Source organism: Carnobacterium sp. AT7 (assembly GCF_000171855.1).
GTDB lineage: Bacteria > Bacillota > Bacilli > Lactobacillales > Carnobacteriaceae > Carnobacterium_B > Carnobacterium_B jeotgali.
In genome coordinates this window covers 13496-32564 of the sequence record NZ_ABHH01000022.1, presented here as the reverse complement: position 1 = coordinate 32564, position 19069 = coordinate 13496, and the positions used below count along the sequence as shown (strand labels likewise).

Sequence of the window (19069 nt, the reverse complement as noted above, 5' to 3'; positions counted from 1 at the left end):
TACGAGGATTTTTGCCAGTTAGTTCTTCAATTTTTTGAATTCTATAATTTAATGTGTTTCTATGAATATGAAGTTCTAGCGAAGTGTCATTGATACTTTTATTATTCCTCGCAAAACTGATTAGTGTTTCTGCGTATTCTGGTGCCACTTCCTTTATCTTCTTCAACAGTTTCTGATTAGGGGGAAGAGAAAATGAAAATAAATTAGCTAAATAGCAGCTCTCTGTTTTATTTATTCCTTCTTTCTTTGTGTTTAAAAAAGATAGCAAAGCATATGTCTGTTTGATATCTTGAAGAATTTGATTAATGTTTTTTTCACTAGAGCTGATGATAATAAATTCATTAGTAGCTGTTTCTAATGAATCAACAGTCTCCATAAAAATAATAGAACCTTCAGACCATTCAAATAGTTCTTTCTTAGACGCAATTGCTCTCAGTATTTCCTTCCTTTCAGCAAAGACACCATAATAGGGCTGCCCTAATTCTAACTCGTATTTTTCACTAGCTTCTTTTTTCAGCAGTTCCGTGTACATGCCATCTGATAGACGGATTTGTTTCAAAAAGTCATTCTTAGCTACTCTGTTCTCTTCTTTTTGTTTATAAATATTTAATTCTTCAATCAAAAGCAAGGCGACTGTTTTAACAATTTTTGTGAATGGACGAACCTCATTAGGATCGCCTGTAATTCCAACTACCCCAATAATAATGTCTTCATATATTATTGGCTCATTCGTCCCTTTTTTTTCTAAGTGTGTATCTTGATAAACTTCAATAATCTTTTTTTCTTTGATTGCTCGTTCAGCTGCTCTATGCGAAGTTCCGATACGATTGTTGTCACCACTTGCAATGATAATCCCTAAATTATTCATAATATTTATATTATAAGGGATATCTTCCATTAATTTACTGACGATTAACCTAGCTTGACTGTTAGTCAACACTTTTACTTCTGCCACCTTTTCTATACAAAAAACAGTTTAGAAGTTATATCCTAAACTGTTTTTTCCTTATCTTATAAGTTGAATTATCATCTTAAAAACTTAAAATATCAAGTTTATCGCCTAAAATAGCGATTATTTATCCTTATTCACTTGTTAAGAATAAAATTCGAGCAATATTTTCACAGGTCTGTTCTAGATTTGATGCGCCATTCTTTAAAGCTTCTTCAAGCGATTGAGCTTTTGAGAGAATCCCAAAAATAGCCGTCATTCCTTCATCATATAACACATCAACATCTTTCCCAATATAACCTGCACAAGCAAAAACGGGTTTTTGATACTGTTTTGCAATTTTAGCAACCCCATATGGCGCTTTCCCAAATTTAGTTTGAAAATCCATTCCACCTTCACCAGTGAAAATAAAATCGGCATTTGCAATCTGTTCTTCTAAATTATTCGTCTCAATAACGATATCAATACCAGGTCTTAAGGTTGCATTTGTAAAAGCTAATAAGCCAGCACCCAACCCACCTGCTGCTCCAGAACCTGGTTGATGTTCAATCGACATTTGAACATCTCTTTGAATAATTTGGGCGTAATGTTTTAAATTAAGGTCTAATTGGTTCACCATTTCTGGAGTTGCTCCTTTTTGAGGACCAAAAATATGAGCTGCACCATGTTCTCCAGTCAATGGATTCGTCACGTCGCTAGCAACTTCGATTTCAATTTCTTTTATTCGAGGATCTAATCTTGAAGTGTCGATTGAAGCCAATTGATTTAGCGCACCTCCTCCTTGAGCGATTGATTGTCCATTTTCATCCAAAAACTTTACACCCAATGCTTCGGCCATACCAGCACCGCCATCATTTGTTACACTACCGCCAATGCCAATAATAATTTTTTCTACACCCTCATCAAGAGCTGCTTTAATCATTTCACCTGTACCATACGTAGAAGTGATTAATGGATTGCGACGTTCTTTTGCTAATAGTTCAATTCCATTTGCTTTCGCCATTTCAATGACTGCTGTTTTATTGTCACCTAAAATACCAAAATAGGCTGTTACTTTTTCTTCAGGAATCGGACCGGACACTTCAACATTGATTCGTCTTCCTTCTGTAGCATCTACTAACGAATCAACCGTTCCTTCGCCTCCATCAGCCATTGGAACAAGACTGATTTCTGCATCCTTGAATACTTTTCTGATCCCTCTAGCCATTGCTTCACAGGCTTCTTTTGCACTCATACTTTCCTTAAACGAATCTGGTGCAACAACAAATCTTTTTACCATTATATTTGCCTCTTTTCCATTAATTAGTTCAGAATAAATCCATATAAAATAGTTGCCACTACAGTCATTGACCCACCTACACACATCTCGTAGGGAATAACCTTCAATCTTTCTTTTATCGTCATGTTCATACTATTTGCACTAATATGGAAATAATTCCCTTGTGGAACACTATCAATAACGGTTGCTCCTGTATGAACCATTACAGATGCTGCTAAAGAAGAAGTTCCTGTATCTAGAATGGCTTGTCCAAATGATCCAGTAGCCAATATAACAGCAGTAGACGTTGATCCTACAGCTAATCCCATCAAGATACCTGAGATTGGTGCTAAGAATGTGCCAGAAATACCTATTGTATGAATTAATTTTACAACTTGAACAGATAAATCAGAAGCAGATATCAATCCTGCAATTGCACCGGCTCCTATCAAAATAAGTACCGTATCTGTGACTCGTCTAATTCCTGAAGAAGCGTATTCACTAATTTTATTCGCATGTCCCATTGCGAGCGTTCCTATGATTGAAGCAAAAGGTAGAATATATAATGCATCAATTTTTAAATTTGTGAGGACCTCTATTTTTAATAGGGTCCCAATTGGGTTAACCAATAAAAGAACAATTGAAAGCATCGGCGCAATCAGCGCCTTTCCCAATGGCATTAATTCTTTTACTTCTTTCTTAAGGATATCCCTATCTCTTACCATTTCACCTTTATTTTTAATTAAATTCGCTACAATAACAGCTGTTGCAAGTCCGAACAAAGCTGGAATAAAACCTGCTAACATCACACTGCTCAAATTTAAGCCAAAACCATCAGCTGCTGCAATCGTATTTGGATTAGGCGAAATAATATTTCCTGCTTTCCCTCCACCTGATAAAGCTGTTAATAATGCAATTTTACTAATTCCTGTTTGTTTTCCAACGGATAATGCAATTGGAGCAACAATTAGGACTGCTACCGGAATAAATACTCCTACAGCCGTTATGATCATTGTCGAAAGAGCCAATGATAAGATGGCTTTCTTATCTCCAAGTTTCGTTACAATCGCGTTCGCAATGGATTCTGCTGCTCCAGATTCCATCATTACACCTGCAAGCATTCCTGCAGCAAGAACGCGAATAGCAGTTCCAATAACGCTTTGTGTACCACTGATTAGAATATCAATAGTATCTACTAAGGAAGCTCCACCTACTAAGCAACCAACGATGGCTCCAAAAAATAAAGAATACACTGGATTGAATTTTTTCAATATCAGTACAATTGCAACGATCAATCCAATAATTGCTGCAAACCATGGAATCGTACTATCTAACATCTTTAAACATCTCCCAACTTCTTCTGTGTGCGCTTACATTATATTTTTCATTACAAGAAAAAGCTATTGTCATTTTAACAAAGTTCATTGTGCAAATGCACAACGAACTTTAAACAAATACCTATTGTTTTCTATTTACTCATGCAGAATAAAAAATTAGCTGCAAGCCTGTGATAGCACCTACACCTAACTTTAGCTAAGAGATAAAATTTTTCTTAATTCACTACTACGGGTGTGAATGTCCGATTATATAATGTTGATGGATAGATGTAGTAAAGGAACTTTTTACTGCTACTACTTTCTGAGTACATATATACAGCTGTTTTAGTTACTTCCCATCCTTCTTCTACCTTTAGTCTAAAATAATCTGTCTTATTGGGAACATTTATCAGTATTTCACCCAATGGATCAACACTGCCAAAAGAATGAGCCGTTTTTTTTGCTGTTAAATGAGCTCCACCACCTTCAGTCCAACGAAAACCTTCTTCAGTAGCAAATTTAGTCCCTTGACTGGATTGATTAGCCACATAGCCCGAAGTGTATACTATTTCTTTACTAACTTCTGCATAGTGGTATAGTGCATGTTGTGGAACAGCTATGACCTTTGTTTGTTCATTAAAAGGACTTTCTGCCTTATAACTTATAGATTTCACAGTATACAGTGGACGACACATCAAAAAGACCAAGATTAATCCTGTTAAAATAAAAAAGAAATAAAAGGAATTTTTTTTCATAAACTTCTTCTCCTTTGTTTATCAATTCACAAAACTAAAATTTCATAGCTACTTCTTTCTACTGTTTAGTATTTTTTTTGCTTTAAATGTGTTAGAAATAAACATTTGCTAACAGGATAATTAAAGCTTTTTTATAAAAATTATAAATTTATTCAATTGTATGATTTATTAACATTCTTTTGCAAGAGAATAAACTGTATAATAACATTATTAAATAGCAGTGGTTTTATATTAGATTACACTTTTAAGGAGGAATACATATGGATTTTTATATCAGACCCATTACTAGCGGAGATGGTAATGGATTAAACGAATTAAGACGTATGCCAGGGGTTTTTGAAAATATTTTAGGAATGCCTTCAGAAAGAATACAGCAAAATGAAGATTTTGTTGTTAATATGGATGCTAATCAACACCAGTTTGTTGCTATTGCAACGCTTAAAAATAAAGAAGAAATAATCATAGGAACTGCAGGGTTATCTGTACATGGCAACCATCGTACTCGTCATAGCGGAAGCATTGGCATAATGATTCATAAAGATTACCAAAACCAAGGGGTGGGTACGGCTTTATTAGATGCGGTTATCGATGTAGCCGATAAATGGTTAATGCTTGTTAGGCTTGAACTTACTGTATTTGAAGACAATGAACGTGCGATATATTTGTACGAAAGATTTGGTTTTGAAAAAGAAGGACTTAAACGACTAGCAGCAATAAGAAACGGGAAATATGCTAATGAATATTTAATGGCTAGAATTAATTCTACTCTTTCTCCTCTTTAAGCTCTAATTAGTGACAAAATTTTGACAATACGACTACTCATAAGGAGATGGAAAAATGAATTTTATCGTTATTTTCTTACTTCTGGCAGGAGCATTTTTATTATTGCTATCCCTTACTTTAAGTATTAGCCAGTTAAAAACAGAAATTTATCAGCTGAAAAAAAAATTAGATAGTGTCGCTACGCATGTTGGCTTACCTGACTTAATAAATGATGGGTTAAAAACGACTCTTTTAGAACTTATCTCAGAAGGAAATAAAATTAAAGCTATTAAAGAGTATCGATCTGCCACTGGAGCTGGATTACTTGAAGCGAAAAAATTTATTGATGATTTAAGCGAATAGCTAATTGGTTCACGTTAATTTTTAAAATTTGTTTGTATTAGGGAGATGCTATATGGAAATCGAATTTGAATTATTGGAAGAAGATTATATAAACTTTAATCTTGATCACGCTAACTCATCCGCTTCAGTAAAAAAAAGTTTAATCTTACAAAGAATTCTCGGACCCTTAGTGTTCTTAATTGCTACACTCGCACTTGGAACGTTTTCAGAAATACCTGTTTGGTATTGGATAACGATATTTAGTATTATGAGTGTAATTTGGCTAGTTTTCTATCCAAATTATTTTAATTGGGAAATGGGAAGAAATATTAAAAAAATGCTTAAAGAAGGAAACAATAAAAATTTATTACAGAAAAGAAAAATTTTTTTAACAGATGAAGCGATCATAGAAACTAGCACGGCTAGTGAGACGAAGACACCTTGGAGTGACGTAAACAAAGTAGAAGAAACAAGCGAGTATATCTATATTTACAACTCCTCTATCTCAGCTTACATAATTCCTAAAAGAGTATTGGGAAATCAAAATAAAATCAATACGTTCCTTGAAGAGCTATATAAATACCTTCCATCGTCTATGCGCCAATAAATAGAAACAAACTGTTTAATAGTATGGGCGTACATATAGGTAAGATAAAAGAAATAAAGTTTTTAATACTTTATTTCTTTTATCTTACCGTCTATTTTTTTATTTCAGTATTCTTCATATTTCTTCAACTACAAACGAGATAGCTGCTCCGTAAATAATCCACTTTCTATTTCCCCAGTTCCTTTTTACTCTTTCTACTAATTTATTTATCATTGTTAGCTATTTTCCCATTATTTAAGTTATTTAATCGCTTAACTTCCTTTTCTAAATCATTTATTTTTTTCCCCAATCGCTTTTCTAATTTATCAATATCATATCTAACAACAGCTAAAGCTCCTAAATAAGCTCCTAAAATAGGTAATGCACTTAATATAAAAGACCAAAAATTTTCCATATCCTATATCTCCCTGTTATTAATAGTTATTTCACCTTGCCGAAATAACCTGATTTTTTTATTTGTTATTGATTACAGAATTGTGAGCATAATAAAAAACAACACCCATAAGAAAAGATATAAAAGCAATTAGTGAAATAAAACCATTCATCTCGCCATAATACATATCACTTAAGACATAATTGCCTACAAAAATAAAAAATGATGTTATAAAAAATAAAGTTCCAGAAATTAAGTAAATAATAGTCTCCTTTTATTTAATGCTTAAATGCAAGCTTTGTTCCTACAACAAAAGAGAAGATAGAAAGAACAACGTACCTTGCTATATTTAAAACCGTTCCAAGGATATAAAGATTAGTATCCATGCCATCATCATCCGGTATAGGATAGACCATATTAGGTAAACGAACTAATATTACTACAGCTACTAAAATTAAAATATAGCCTGAAATTTTTTTGTATTTTTTCATGAATAATTTCCTTTCAGTTTTATAGAGATTAAGGTATTACACACAATTAGATAATTTATATATGTATGAATCTATATTTATTGACTTTTGCTTAATTTCTAAATAAATTTTAAGATAGTCCTATGCGTTTGATAGAAAAATTACCACACTCAATAATAATTGTTGTTTGTGAAAACAAATAAATTTCGTGTCTTAAACGACCATTATCTAATAATGTCAGTTCATCATGGGACCACTCATCTAAACCTCTGTTAAACAAAATTTTTTGACTTTCAAATAATTTATTTCTTGAAATATCAAAATCAACAGAATAGATCGTCACATCTGTCCATAACAATTGATATATATTATTATCCCAATGCTTTGCTACAGATGAAATAGATACTATACTTTCTTGAGACTCATCTGGTGCTTCTGGATTATAATTATTTACCAATATAATTTCGCTTATACGACTATCATGAAAAGAGTTGTTTAATAAAAAACTATGAGTATCTATATCTAGTACTTTAGTTAAAGTCCTTAAATTATCCATATAGCCTTCAAGATCATGTTTTTCTTCTGTAAAGTAATTCATTGAATTCTCTCCTATTTAAATTAATAATAAAAAAATTAATTTTAAGACTTCCTTCCTTAAGTTAGTACTCTGATTATCCCAAATTCAACCTAAAAAGTACCGCACCTATTCGTTTACAATTAGCAACCACTGGTTTACATCTCAAAAAATTCCAAATAAAAAAATGTAATTATTATAAATTTCTAGATATCTGATTTAGAATTTAACAAAATAGTTAAAGGTTTTCAGTAAATAATTATCAATAAAAAATACTGGTATGCGATTCACCAGCGTAAACAAGAAAATGAGTTTTTTGCATTGGAGGATATCGATTGGGATACTTTGTAAAGTTAGCAAACTCTTTTCTGAAAGACCAAGGAAATTTAAAAGACAACTATTCAGCATTGGATAGTTTACTCAGTTAATATTAACGTAAAAGAGGTCCTAACTTGGTTTGCTTTTACACGTTACAAAAGATAGAAACTTACTTTGAAGAATCTAAGTTCCTATCTTTTTCTTTATTTTTTAATTTAGTTGTAGTAATTGCGCGACTATTTCAGAGCTACCTGGTAAAAACATAATTAACGAAATGACAATAAATAAAACACCTATACTAAACATCATGCTTACGACTTTAACTGAACGTGAAACATCCTTATTCAGCATACCTACTACAATAAGAGCAATCCCTACAAAGAGTATTAGAAAATACCAAAAACCCATTTTATCTCCTACCTTCTTTTAGTTTTTATTACTAAAAGAAGTATACCTTTTAATTTTATATGAATTCATATAATTATTGTTATCTTTTTATTAAGGTTTAAATGACGCCATATACATACAATTATTTTCTACGTTATAATATAAAATAAAGGATAACCATACACACAAGGAGCTAGGCAATTATGAAAAAAGAAATTAAATTTATTTTGTCCATAATAGTTATAGTTATGATTTTATTAAGCTCCTATAAAATATCTAATAGCCCATTAATAAATTTAATCACACGAAATGAAACCACTGGGAAAATAGAGTATGTATCGATTTCTTCAAATTGGAATAGCGAAGAAATAGACACATTTATAAGTGACGATTTCAAATTATACAATGCCGATTCAGATAGTTTTTCATCTTATATTTCTAATAATAAGGTTCTTAATAAGATAAATAACATTGCTCTTGAAGATTCTGCAGGTACTATTGTTAAGAATGATGAAATAATTACAGGAATCTTTCAATCAGCAGAAAAAATAGAACACGATATTTTGGAATTCCAAATATTCAAAGTTGTTGAAAATTATTTTGTTTTAGTAAAATTAAATGTAAATTGGCAATCACCTTGTGATTTGTATGAATACGATACAGTTGACAAAGAATTAAAACTCTTACATAAATTTCAAGATGTTGACATTATAGGATTGTCGTTAGCAGATTAATTAAACAATTTTCCCCCAATTATTTTTATCATTTCCTACTTCCTATCATTAACCTAATGAATTTAATATTTGGTACATAAAGTCGTATATCTATAGTGAAATTCTTATACTTCTTAAATGAATCATCTGCTCACTTTAAACTTTATTGACTGCTTTGTCCTTTTGATAAACTGTGATATATTATGTAATTAAATTTGTGGGAGGCAATAATATGGCTACTCGTTCAGATATTTTAAAATACGCAGAAGAGAACTATAAAACTATTTCAGAGCATTTATGGACTAAGTATCCAAGTTATGAAGTGCTACGGCATAAACACAATAAAAAATGGTATGCACTTATCATGAGTGTTCCTAAAAATAAAATTGGTTTAGACGGTGATGAAATTATTGACATATTAAACATAAAATGTGAACCTGAGCTAGTCGTTCCTTTGTCTTCAAAAGAAGGGTTTTCCCATGCATACCATATGAATAAGGAACACTGGTTAACTGTTATTTTAAATGGAACCGCTTCGAATGAAGAAATATATAATTTGATTGACATAAGTCATGAACTAACAAAATGACTATTAAATTTAATAGGGAATTTACGTTAAAAACTAAATTCTGTAATTAAAAAAGTAATCGTTAAATTCCCTAACTCTATATGATAGGCATTTCATTATTTTTTAGTGTTTTTTTTACCTTGATCAATCCAATAATCAGCAATACCATCCATTTTAGACCAACCCCAACCAACGATAATGAGACCAATAACAGCTAAAAGTAAGAATAACATTTTATCTCCTCCTGGTAATTAGTAATTATTAGTTAAAGAGTACATCGTTATTTTAACAACAATGCCGTCATAATGATATGTAAAACGTTTACTACATAAAATATATAAGCGACTGAGACTATGAAATCAGAGATAATTAGTCATTGATAAAACATACTATTCTTCAGGACATATATAACTGTGATGAATAGCGACTGTACTCATGAAAGTTATCAAATGTCAGATCACCTGTTATTTGGCTTTCAGAGTTCAACTATCTTTAGCCTGGTTACTATTGTTTACATCATCATATATTGAGTAAACAAAAAAATCGAGCTGTTGTGCATTCCTAAAATGCACAACAGCTCAATTTTAATAGCCTTTTATAAACGTATTACTTGATTTAGAATTAAATCATACCTAACAGTTTCCCTAAAAAGAATACAATTAAACAAATTACACCTAAATACAAGGCAAAGTATTTAAATACTTTTTTAGTGATTGCACCTTCTTGTCCAATCAAACCTGTAGCTGCAGTTGCTACAGCTATACTTTGAGGAGATATCATCTTACCGGCTGTTGCTCCCGCCATATTAGCTGAAGCTAACCAGTATTCATTTGCACCTAACGATTGAGCAGCATTAACTTGCAGTGCTCCAAAGAGAATATTCGCATTTGTATCACTACCCGTAATAAATGTACCAACGGCTCCAATTAGAGGAGATATCAATGGGAATAAAGGTCCCGTAAAAGTAACAAGTGAGGTTGATAGTACACTGATCATGCCACTATATCCCATTAATTTAGATAGGGCTACAATCGCGCTTACAGTCACAGCGGTATTTTTAAGCTGCTTGATCGTACTCCACAAAATATCTGTAATTTTGCCAAAGGAAACTCCTTGAATCAATCCACCTAAATAAGTAGCTAAGATAATCAATGTCCCTGGAGTAGTCAACCACTTGATCATATAAGGTTTTGCACCTTCTCCAGAATAGATTACAAATGAAGACTGTACTTTTCCCAATGTACCACTGATAGCTGGGAATAAAGATGAAGATAAAATGATAAATAGAAAAACAAAAACATAAGGCAGACAAGCTTTAAAAGCTACCGAGAAGGTAACTGATGACTTTCCTACGTGATCATTATCTTTAATCAAGTAAGGAGAGTCTTCTGGTGTTTTTACAAAACGGGCCGCCAAGACTGTGACCAAAATACAAACTAAAGAACCAATAACAGCCGGCAACTCAGGTCCAATGTAGCGAGCCACAAAAACCTGAGGCAAACCAAATGCAAGCCCTGATAATAAGGTGATCAGAGTAACGCCTTTTAATGATTTTATACTTTCACCTGTTAGCATAACTAAAATAAAGGGAACAATTAGAATAAGCAATAACAACTGCAATGAGACTATATAAGATGTTTGCATAACCTCCAGCCCTCCTGCTTGAGCTAATGAGGTTACAGGCAATCCTATTGCTCCAAATGCAGTTGGGGTAGTATTCGCAATCAAACAAATAACAGCTGCCATAACTGGGCTTACACCTAATGAAGCTAGAATTCCAGCCGGGATTGCAACTGCCGTACCAAATCCAGCAATTGATTCCAAAAAACCACCAAATCCCCAAGCAATCAGTAAAACTAATACTCGCATATCTTTGGAGACTCCTGTCAACAATTGGTTGATAATTTTCATACTTCCAGAATAAGTAGCTAAATTATACGTAAATAAAGCGGCTACAATAATATAAACGATTGGCCAAATGCCATTAATAACGCCTTCTAATGTTGCTGTAAAAGCATCAATAATTGGGAAATCAAAACCAACGATGCTGATTCCAAGTGTAAGAAGCAGTCCAATCAAGCAAGCTTTTGTACCTGGCATCTTTAATACGCCAAGTGAGATAATTAGCCATGCAATAGGCAGTACTGCAAGTAATGTCTGTAATATCATAATTTTTTTCCTTCCATTATCCGTTTTTTATTAAGTGAGTTTCAGAGCTTGATTCTTTTGTATAAGTGCATTTTTTTCATCTTTCATAAATCCTCTGCTCCACTTAATATGTAGCGATGCCGTTTAGTCGGCACCGCTCCCTCAAATTCACATAAATTTATTTTTTCATATCAAACAAACGAGCATTTTTAACGTCTTCGATTGTTTGAGTTCCAGCTAATTGCATAACACGTTTCAAGTCTGTTTCGAAGTATTCTAAGACAGATTTAACACCTTTCCATCCGCCTAAAGCTAACCCGTATAATACTGGACGACCCACAGCCACGATATCTGCACCGCTTGCTAAAGCTTTGAAGATGTGTTCTCCACGACGAATACCACTGTCAAATACGATTGGAACACGGCCAGCTACAACTTTAGAAATACTTTCCAAAGTATCAAATGATCCAGGTGCACCATCTAATTGACGTCCACCATGATTGGATACCCAAATACCAGCTGCTCCTGCACCAATCGCTAATGAAGCATCTTCAGGAGTTTGAATTCCTTTAACAAACACTGGCAAGCCAGAGTAATCTGAAATAAACTTCACATCTCTTGGGGTGATTTTTTGTTTTGACTGAGCATAGATGTTGTTCAAAGACATATTCTTCCCTGATCCGGTTAAGTAACGAGAGACAATTGGCATACCAAATGGGTAAACAAATTTATTCAGCATATCTTTCTCACGATTACCACTTAATGTTGAATCCGCTGTTAAGATGATTGCTGTCGCACCATCAGATTTTGCTTCATCAAGAATATTTTTATTCATTTCATCATCTTTACTCATATAAATTTGGAACCAACGAGGACTGCCTTTCAAGCCATCTTCAATTTCTTCAAACGTAGCTCCTGAATAAGCACTGATAGACATAATCGTGCCGCCAAATTCAGCGATTCCTTTAGCTGTTCCTGCTTCTTTTGTTTCATGAGCTAACCCATGAGCTGCAATAGGAGCCATAATAAAAGGGACTTTAATGTCATGTTCTAAAATAGAAGTCGATGTGTCCGGATTTTCTACATCAGCTAATACACGAGGCAAAATTCCTTTGTGTGACCAAGCTTCATTATTTTGTTTTAATGTAAATTCATCTCCTGAAGCACCTGACATATAATCAAATCCACCATGTGGAACGACTTCACGAGCTCTGTCTTCAAGCCGATAAGTGCTGATTACTTCAATTTCTTGCTCTACTGTTGGTGCTTCGTATTTAATCGTTTGTTCATTTACCATAAATTTCCAACCATCCTTTTTATATAATGAATTTAATAGTTTATTTCTAAATTTAAAATAGCCATTGAGCACTCAGTACAGTCAACGGAGCTACAATTACAACTATAATCCGTCTCACAAAAAGTAATTCAGACATAGCGATTTGGACATCAATCTTGAATAATTTTCAACCTGTTAATCACTTTAAAAATGTCACACCTTTCACCATTATTTTGGAAGCGCTTCACCACTTGTGTTACTTTATCATGTTCTTCCACACTTAGAAAATATTGTTTTTTTATGATATGATAAATAATATTTATGCAAAATTAGTTTAGTATACGTTTCGTTTATGTTATTAAATTCACAAAACCAACAGGAGGACCCTATGAATTTACAAGATTTAGTTTACTTTAATTATTTGGCTGAAAACTTGAACTTTACTGCAACAGCAGAACATTTTTACGTCTCCCAGCCTTCCATTTCGATGGCTTTAAAACGCCTTGAAAAGGAACTCGAAACTGTATTGATAGATAGAAAAAGACTTCACAAACATTTACGTTTGACAGAAACTGGTGAAATATTATTTAAGCATTCAACTCATATTTTACAAACAGTAGAACAAGTTAAAGAAGAAATTCATGATTTGAAAAATCAAATCGTTTATTTTGGCTTCTTACCAACCATTGGCGGCCATTTCATGGCACAACTGATGCCACATTTGACAAAATTTTCAGCCTCTATGAAACTCATTGAAGAAGAAAGTTCTGATGTTATGCTGGATTTGGTATGCAAAGGTCAAGTTCCATTGGCCATTATTGGGAGCGATTGTCCTACTTTTTCAGCAGAAAATTTATTACAAATTCCTTTGCGAACAGAAGAGTTAGCTCTTTGGGTATCCCCTGACAATCCATTAGCCAAAAAAAGCATCATCATGGCAGCGGAACTTCAAGATGAGCTGTTTATCTCCTTAGCGCAAGGTTATACACACCAACGTATTTTTGAAGAATGGACTAAAAACAACCAAATTAAACAGCCACAGACTCTTTATACTAAGGAAATTCAAACGGCATTGTCCATTGCTTCTTCCACTAACATGGTTGCTTTTATGAGCGATATTCTAATAGACGATCGCCCACGACTGGTCAGAGTTCCCATTGAAAATGCACCTCACTTTTACATTAGCCTCATCGTGAATAAGGATCACAGTAAAACCACATATTTTCAAAAAGAATTCAATGAGGCAATGATTGAAATCGCTGAGACCTTTAATACTCGTTGAATTTAAATTTATGTAACAAAAGTTTTCACTTGATTTTGGCACAAGTGAACAAAATTATTTTCATAGCAGTAAGATATAGTGTACCTTCTTAATTCTGTACAAGAAATTTGATATAATTAATTACTGATAAAAAAACGCTATTCATCATGGCCTATATGCCTGTGATGAATAGCGTCTTTTTGATTTATGAACATGAATCAGGATAAATAAGTTTGGATCCTTCGATAACCGCTTTAGCACCATACATACCTATTTCATGTAAAGTAGCTTTTTTCTCTGTCATGATATGGTGAACAGTTAATCCTTTTAATGACAAAGTATTTGAAATAATCAAGCGGTGGCATCTCCAAGGAACACTTTCAGAGCACATGTAACAAACTCGTTTTTTACTTTCAAGGTCTAGTAAATCACTGATTGCCTTTTCATATTCATTCGTTAGACTGTAGGCTGCATAATTCTGAAAAGACGTATTTCTCCATCCGTTCACTAATGATTCGTCTATTTCGTGATTTTTCTTTCTTCTACCACCCAATGAAGGCATATGAATATAACTAATACCGCTTTCAGGCAACCATTTTTCTATGTTTTCTTTATTAAATTGAGGCATATGGTTACTACCAGGGTAAGAACGTACATCAACTAAAGTTTCTACATCATATGATTGAAGCAAAGAAATAAACTCCTCACTACTATGAGTAGAATGACCTATTGTGTAAATATCCATTCAAAATCCTACCTTCCCTTTACTTATCAAAATTATACAGACAACTAACGTGTAAATCAAAAAAACGATACCTAACTCCTATTTTAATGACTAGATATCATCTCTTGTAGCAGTCCATTGTCATCGTTAACATCAAGTGAGTCAATTTTTTCGTCTTTCATTTCAACTCTTCCACTTATAGTACTAGTATTATTCCCTTAAAAACAAGATTGACAAATTGTCTTCACTTCATCTATACTAATAACAATCTCATAACAAACTTACAATGAAAGAGCTTAGTAGCATTTGGTCCCTGTTCAATAGAAAGCCTATGGTTGATGAAAATAGGCACAAACCTTTTTTGCGAAGTACACTCCGGAGTAACTTGACTAACCTCAAGCGTATTACTAACGTTAACAGTAAATGAGTGGCAGGCTTGTTTTGTGTTGAAAACAGACTGCAATTTGGGTGGTAACACGGAAATTTTCGTCCCGATAAAAAGATAACTTCTTTTTATTGGGCTTTTTTTATGCACAAAAATACAGATATAAGGAGCTAGAAAAATGAATATTATTGATGAACTAGAATGGCGCGATGCCATTAATCAACAAACAGATGAAGTAGGTTTAAAAAAATTGATTGACCAAAAAGCTGTAGGTCTATACTGTGGGGTTGACCCAACTGGCGATAGTATGCATATTGGCCACTTGATTCCTTTTATGATTCTGAAAAGATTTCAATTAGCTGGACACCGCCCCGTTATCGTCATTGGTGGCGCGACGGGTTCAATTGGTGACCCTAGTGGTAAATCTGAAGAACGTGTTTTACAAACGAGCGAACAAGTTCAAAATAATGTCGATAAATTAACACATCAAATGGAAAAACTATTTGATGCAGGTAAAAATGAAAACTCTATTCGTATGGTGAACAATTTGGATTGGACAAAAGAAATCTCTTTACTTGATTTCTTACGTAATATTGGGAAAAGTTTTAACGTCAACACTATGTTGTCAAAAGACATCGTTGCCAGTCGTTTAGAAACAGGTATCTCATTTACTGAATTTACTTATCAAATTTTACAATCGATTGATTTCTTACACTTGTACCAACATGAAGATGTTCAATTACAAATTGGTGGCGCAGATCAATGGGGAAATATTACAGCTGGTTTAGAATATATCCGTAAACAAGAAGGTTCTGAAGCTGAAGCTTATGGGCTGACCATTCCGTTAATGTTAAAAGCAGACGGAACTAAATTTGGGAAAACTGCAGGTGGTGCTATTTGGTTAGATCCAGAAAAAACCACTCCTTATGAGTTTTACCAATTTTGGTTAAATCAAGACGACCGTGATGTCGTGAAATACTTGAAGTACTTTACTTTCTTAACTAAAGAAGAAATCGATGCTTTAGCTGAAAAGATAGCAACAGAGCCGCATAAACGCGAAGCACAAAAAACATTAGCTAGCGAAATGACGCTATTTGTTCATGGCGAACAAGCGTTGAAAGATGCTGAAAAAATTACTGCAGCTCTTTTTTCCGGTGATGTAAAAAGTTTAACGGCTGATCAAATCGAAGAAGGATTCAAAAACATGCCTACGTTTGAAGCTCCAAAAGAAGAAAAAAATATCGTAGAATGGTTAGTCGATGTAGTCGGTATTGAACCTTCTAGACGCCAAGCTCGTGAAGATATTAAAAATGGAGCTTTATCCATGAATGGTGAAAAGGTCACAGATGTTGAAGCCATTGTGACACCTGAAAACTCTTTTGATGAACGTTTTATCTTGATTCGCAAAGGGAAGAAAAAATACTTCTTAGTTAAATTAGTTTAAAAGAAATAAGCGCCTGATCCTTTAGCATTTTAATGGATCAGACGTTTTTTTATCCTTAAAAGTAAGCGTTATTAATTTACTATCTGTAATCGCAATGTTAAACTTTGATTGATAAAATACAAATTAAGGGAGCGATTTTATGCGTGCAGTAACATGGCAAGGAAATGAAAAAATGGAAGTCCGAAATGTTCCAGATCCAACGATTCAAGAACCTACTGATATGATTGTCCGCATTACAGCAACAGCTATTTGCGGATCTGATTTACACTTGTATCATAACGGAAAGCCAGTAATGGAAGAAGATTATGTAGTGGGTCATGAACCGATGGGAATTGTTGAAGAAGTCGGTCCTGGTGTAAAAAAAGTTAAAAAAGGCGACCGTGTCGTTATTCCATTTAATATTGGATGTGGCGAATGTCATTTCTGTACTCACGAAATGGAAAGTCAATGCGACAATTCTAATCCAAATCCAGCTTTCGATAACGGCGGACTATTTGGTTTTGGTAAGATGCATGGGAATTACCCTGGAGGCCAAGCAGAATTCTTACGTGTTCCTTTTGCTGATTTCACCTCTTTTGTTGTTCCGGAAAATGATTTGCCAGATGAAAAAGTTCTTTTCTTATCCGATATCGTCCCTACTGCTTACTGGAGTGTAGAAAGCAGCGGCGTCAAAGAAGGCGACACGGTCATCATCTTAGGATCTGGTCCTGTTGGGCTATTTGCTCAAAAATTTGCCAAAATGAAAGGGGCTAAACGAGTTATTGCAGTCGATAATGTGAAGCATCGTTTAGACCATGCACGCAATACCAATAATGTTGAAACGGTGAATTTTAAAGATGTTACTGAAGTTGGAAAATTCCTTTATGATACAACTAACGGCGGAGCGGATGTCGTGATCGATTGCGTTGGGATGGATGGAGTGACTCCTACTAGAGAAAAAGCTAAGACGCTTCTAAGCGTACAAAGTGGAACGATCAGTCCGCTTGTTACAGCTTCTGAAAGTGTTAAGAAGTTCGGTACGGTCCAAGTTACTGGAGTGTACATGACGCCTTCTGCTAGTTTCCCAATCAATGATTTCTTCAACCGAAACGTTATTTTAAAAACAGGTCAAGCTCCTGTTATTCATCTTATGCCAAAATTATATGACATGATCGAAAAAAATATTTTTGACCCTACGGATATCATTACTCATACTATGCCGCTAGAACAAGCAGCAAAAGCTTATGATATTTTTGATAAAAAAGCAGATCAAAATATCAAAGTGATCTTAAAACCAGGTATGGTATGAAAATAAGAGGCTGAGGACAATTAAATTGTCCCCGGCCTCTTATTTTATATTCTGTCTCTCTTCTACCTACATATTCAAAGTGAAAAGAGCTTTCGTTTAGGTTTATTGATTAAATGAGCACTAAAACAAGTCTCCGTTTAACTAGGACGTATTTGAAAACTACTAAGACTCATTGCGTCTGCTCAAATAGAAACTGACTTCAAGTTGGTCGAATGATGACTTACTGTGCAAACTCAAATAGAAATTTGTTTTGAGTTGCTCGAATAAAGACTCATTACGTCTACTCAAATGGATAACGACTTTGAGTGAGTCGAATGAGGGCTTATTACGGCTACTCAAACGGATAACGATTTTGATTCAGCTTATCTCAGCTATTTTTCTCGTGATAAACTAGTTTTAAAACACACCCTAATAAAAGAGGTTATAGATTTTTTAATGCTTCATCAATCGGTATATCTCCGTTTAAAAGATCAAACTCTTTATTAAAAGTCGTTTCGTTATCTAAACTAGCAATAGCAACTTCTGCTACGTCTTCACGAGAGATAGCACCGCCTGGCAAGTTTTCAGCAACTTCAATTTTCCCTGTAGCAGGATCATTTTCCAATGCTCCTGGACGCAAAATAGTATACGTCAATCCGCTTTGTTTCAAACAACGATCTGCATAATATTTGGCAATGTTGTAAGGTTTCATTTCTTCACTGTCCCATGCTGCACGATTATCTGAATTCATTGTACTAACAATAATAAAACGATTTACGCCAACTTCTTTTGCTGCATCCATTACTTTTACTGCCCCATCTAAGTCAATCGACATTGTTTTGTCATAACCTGTTTGTCCGCCTGAACCAGCTGAGAAAATGACAGCATCCATACCTTCAAGAGCATTTTGAATCGCCTCAATTGGTCCTTCTAAATCTGCTAAGCACGCTTCCACACCGTTCATATCTAGTGCATTGGCTTGTTCTGGTTTTCGAACCATCGCCCGTACTGAGTGTTTGTCGCTTTCGTGCAATTTATCTACAATCATTTTACCGATTTGTCCATTTGCACCTACTACTAATACTTTCATCATTTCTTGCTCCTTTCGTTTCAGTTTACTTATTAAGTGTAACAAAGAAACTTACGGATACAAACTATTTGCGTTTACTCAA

The 19069-nt window shown here is 33.9% G+C and carries 20 protein-coding genes and 1 other annotated feature; of the genes, 8 read left to right on the top strand and 12 right to left on the bottom strand.

Annotated elements, in window-relative coordinates; translation table 11 throughout:
* The 4 genes from CAT7_RS08825 to CAT7_RS08810 form a co-directional block, all read right to left on the bottom strand.
* On the bottom strand, positions 1 to 937 hold a 937-nt coding region (locus CAT7_RS08825), incomplete at its 3' end, for a CdaR family transcriptional regulator (RefSeq protein WP_156780539.1).
* A gap of 145 nt (positions 938 to 1082) precedes the next feature.
* The gene (locus CAT7_RS08820; RefSeq protein WP_007724610.1) at positions 1083 to 2228 is read right to left on the bottom strand and encodes a glycerate kinase family protein; all 1146 of its coding nucleotides are present in this window, start codon (positions 2226 to 2228) and stop codon (positions 1083 to 1085) included.
* A gap of 23 nt (positions 2229 to 2251) precedes the next feature.
* Positions 2252 to 3544: a GntP family permease gene (locus CAT7_RS08815; RefSeq protein ID WP_007724608.1), complete on the bottom strand. Its 1293-nt coding sequence runs from the start codon at positions 3542 to 3544 to the stop codon at positions 2252 to 2254.
* Positions 3545 to 3759: 215 nt separating this feature from the next.
* Complete coding sequence (locus CAT7_RS08810; protein ID WP_007724602.1) at positions 3760 to 4278, bottom strand: hypothetical protein; 519 nt, start codon at positions 4276 to 4278, stop codon at positions 3760 to 3762.
* Between the two features lie 260 nt (positions 4279 to 4538).
* Here CAT7_RS08810 and CAT7_RS08805 point away from each other — a divergent pair, with 260 nt between their 5' ends.
* Genes CAT7_RS08805 through CAT7_RS08795 form a run of 3 tightly spaced genes read left to right on the top strand, consistent with a single transcriptional unit; the run spans position 4539 to position 5989 of the window.
* Positions 4539 to 5060, top strand: a complete 522-nt coding sequence (locus tag CAT7_RS08805) for a GNAT family N-acetyltransferase (protein WP_007724600.1) — start codon at positions 4539 to 4541, stop codon at positions 5058 to 5060.
* A gap of 55 nt (positions 5061 to 5115) precedes the next feature.
* On the top strand, positions 5116 to 5403 hold the full coding sequence (locus CAT7_RS08800; RefSeq protein ID WP_007724597.1) for a ribosomal protein L7/L12: 288 nt from the start codon (positions 5116 to 5118) through the stop codon (positions 5401 to 5403).
* A gap of 52 nt (positions 5404 to 5455) precedes the next feature.
* Positions 5456 to 5989, top strand: a complete 534-nt coding sequence (locus CAT7_RS08795) for a YcxB family protein (protein ID WP_007724595.1) — start codon at positions 5456 to 5458, stop codon at positions 5987 to 5989.
* Positions 5990 to 6191: 202 nt separating this feature from the next.
* On the opposite strand, the gene CAT7_RS08790 is transcribed toward CAT7_RS08795, so the two are convergent.
* The 4 genes from CAT7_RS08790 to CAT7_RS08775 form a co-directional block, all read right to left on the bottom strand.
* A complete protein-coding gene (locus tag CAT7_RS08790; RefSeq protein ID WP_007724592.1) occupies positions 6192 to 6383 on the bottom strand; it encodes a hypothetical protein in 192 nt (63 codons plus the stop codon).
* Positions 6384 to 6640: 257 nt separating this feature from the next.
* Entirely contained in the window at positions 6641 to 6853 is a 213-nt protein-coding gene (locus CAT7_RS08785) for a hypothetical protein (RefSeq protein WP_007724591.1), read from the bottom strand.
* Positions 6854 to 6962: 109 nt separating this feature from the next.
* Complete coding sequence (locus tag CAT7_RS08780) at positions 6963 to 7430, bottom strand: hypothetical protein (protein WP_007724590.1); 468 nt, start codon at positions 7428 to 7430, stop codon at positions 6963 to 6965.
* A gap of 504 nt (positions 7431 to 7934) precedes the next feature.
* Positions 7935 to 8132: a hypothetical protein gene (locus tag CAT7_RS08775; RefSeq protein ID WP_007724587.1), complete on the bottom strand. Its 198-nt coding sequence runs from the start codon at positions 8130 to 8132 to the stop codon at positions 7935 to 7937.
* Between the two features lie 182 nt (positions 8133 to 8314).
* Between CAT7_RS08775 and CAT7_RS08770 the strand changes: the two genes are divergently transcribed.
* Together CAT7_RS08770 and CAT7_RS08765 are read left to right on the top strand one after the other, a co-directional pair.
* Entirely contained in the window at positions 8315 to 8845 is a 531-nt protein-coding gene (locus tag CAT7_RS08770) for a hypothetical protein (RefSeq protein ID WP_007724585.1), read from the top strand.
* A gap of 211 nt (positions 8846 to 9056) precedes the next feature.
* Positions 9057 to 9413, top strand: coding sequence for an MmcQ/YjbR family DNA-binding protein (locus CAT7_RS08765; protein WP_007724584.1), 357 nt, complete (start codon positions 9057 to 9059; stop codon positions 9411 to 9413).
* Between the two features lie 600 nt (positions 9414 to 10013).
* Here CAT7_RS08765 and CAT7_RS08760 read toward each other — a convergent pair.
* Together CAT7_RS08760 and CAT7_RS08755 are read right to left on the bottom strand one after the other, a co-directional pair.
* Complete coding sequence (locus CAT7_RS08760) at positions 10014 to 11561, bottom strand: L-lactate permease (RefSeq protein ID WP_007724582.1); 1548 nt, start codon at positions 11559 to 11561, stop codon at positions 10014 to 10016.
* 157 nt (positions 11562 to 11718) lie between these two features.
* Positions 11719 to 12837: a lactate oxidase gene (locus CAT7_RS08755; RefSeq protein ID WP_007724580.1), complete on the bottom strand. Its 1119-nt coding sequence runs from the start codon at positions 12835 to 12837 to the stop codon at positions 11719 to 11721.
* Positions 12838 to 13204: 367 nt separating this feature from the next.
* Between CAT7_RS08755 and CAT7_RS08750 the strand changes: the two genes are divergently transcribed.
* Positions 13205 to 14098, top strand: a complete 894-nt coding sequence (locus tag CAT7_RS08750) for a LysR family transcriptional regulator (protein ID WP_007724578.1) — start codon at positions 13205 to 13207, stop codon at positions 14096 to 14098.
* Positions 14099 to 14282: 184 nt separating this feature from the next.
* Here CAT7_RS08750 and CAT7_RS08745 read toward each other — a convergent pair whose 3' ends face one another.
* The gene (locus CAT7_RS08745; protein WP_007724576.1) at positions 14283 to 14822 is read right to left on the bottom strand and encodes a DUF488 domain-containing protein; all 540 of its coding nucleotides are present in this window, start codon (positions 14820 to 14822) and stop codon (positions 14283 to 14285) included.
* Positions 14823 to 15078: 256 nt separating this feature from the next.
* Positions 15079 to 15298 (top strand) — a binding site (T-box leader).
* 66 nt (positions 15299 to 15364) lie between these two features.
* Between CAT7_RS08745 and tyrS the strand changes: the two genes are divergently transcribed.
* Both tyrS and CAT7_RS08735 read left to right on the top strand, forming a co-directional pair.
* Complete coding sequence (gene tyrS / locus CAT7_RS08740) at positions 15365 to 16630, top strand: tyrosine--tRNA ligase (RefSeq protein WP_007724573.1); 1266 nt, start codon at positions 15365 to 15367, stop codon at positions 16628 to 16630.
* A 139-nt stretch (positions 16631 to 16769) separates the two neighbouring features.
* Entirely contained in the window at positions 16770 to 17918 is a 1149-nt protein-coding gene (locus CAT7_RS08735; RefSeq protein ID WP_007724572.1) for a zinc-dependent alcohol dehydrogenase, read from the top strand.
* Between the two features lie 421 nt (positions 17919 to 18339).
* Here CAT7_RS08735 and CAT7_RS08730 read toward each other — a convergent pair whose 3' ends face one another.
* Positions 18340 to 18990: an SDR family oxidoreductase gene (locus tag CAT7_RS08730; protein ID WP_232208129.1), complete on the bottom strand. Its 651-nt coding sequence runs from the start codon at positions 18988 to 18990 to the stop codon at positions 18340 to 18342.
* Positions 18991 to 19069: the final 79 nt, after the last annotated feature.

Coding starts and splice junctions, on each gene's coding strand:
- CAT7_RS08820 (WP_007724610.1), bottom strand. CDS start 2,228: ATGGTAAAAAGATTTGTTGTTGCACCAGATTCGTTTAAGGAAAGTATG.
- CAT7_RS08815 (WP_007724608.1), bottom strand. CDS start 3,544: ATGTTAGATAGTACGATTCCATGGTTTGCAGCAATTATTGGATTGATC.
- CAT7_RS08810 (WP_007724602.1), bottom strand. CDS start 4,278: ATGAAAAAAAATTCCTTTTATTTCTTTTTTATTTTAACAGGATTAATC.
- CAT7_RS08805 (WP_007724600.1), top strand. CDS start 4,539: ATGGATTTTTATATCAGACCCATTACTAGCGGAGATGGTAATGGATTA.
- CAT7_RS08800 (WP_007724597.1), top strand. CDS start 5,116: ATGAATTTTATCGTTATTTTCTTACTTCTGGCAGGAGCATTTTTATTA.
- CAT7_RS08795 (WP_007724595.1), top strand. CDS start 5,456: ATGGAAATCGAATTTGAATTATTGGAAGAAGATTATATAAACTTTAAT.
- CAT7_RS08790 (WP_007724592.1), bottom strand. CDS start 6,383: ATGGAAAATTTTTGGTCTTTTATATTAAGTGCATTACCTATTTTAGGA.
- CAT7_RS08785 (WP_007724591.1), bottom strand. CDS start 6,853: ATGAAAAAATACAAAAAAATTTCAGGCTATATTTTAATTTTAGTAGCT.
- CAT7_RS08780 (WP_007724590.1), bottom strand. CDS start 7,430: ATGAATTACTTTACAGAAGAAAAACATGATCTTGAAGGCTATATGGAT.
- CAT7_RS08775 (WP_007724587.1), bottom strand. CDS start 8,132: ATGGGTTTTTGGTATTTTCTAATACTCTTTGTAGGGATTGCTCTTATT.
- CAT7_RS08770 (WP_007724585.1), top strand. CDS start 8,315: ATGAAAAAAGAAATTAAATTTATTTTGTCCATAATAGTTATAGTTATG.
- CAT7_RS08765 (WP_007724584.1), top strand. CDS start 9,057: ATGGCTACTCGTTCAGATATTTTAAAATACGCAGAAGAGAACTATAAA.
- CAT7_RS08760 (WP_007724582.1), bottom strand. CDS start 11,561: ATGATATTACAGACATTACTTGCAGTACTGCCTATTGCATGGCTAATT.
- CAT7_RS08755 (WP_007724580.1), bottom strand. CDS start 12,837: ATGGTAAATGAACAAACGATTAAATACGAAGCACCAACAGTAGAGCAA.
- CAT7_RS08750 (WP_007724578.1), top strand. CDS start 13,205: ATGAATTTACAAGATTTAGTTTACTTTAATTATTTGGCTGAAAACTTG.
- CAT7_RS08745 (WP_007724576.1), bottom strand. CDS start 14,822: ATGGATATTTACACAATAGGTCATTCTACTCATAGTAGTGAGGAGTTT.
- tyrS (WP_007724573.1), top strand. CDS start 15,365: ATGAATATTATTGATGAACTAGAATGGCGCGATGCCATTAATCAACAA.
- CAT7_RS08735 (WP_007724572.1), top strand. CDS start 16,770: ATGCGTGCAGTAACATGGCAAGGAAATGAAAAAATGGAAGTCCGAAAT.
- CAT7_RS08730 (WP_232208129.1), bottom strand. CDS start 18,990: ATGATGAAAGTATTAGTAGTAGGTGCAAATGGACAAATCGGTAAAATG.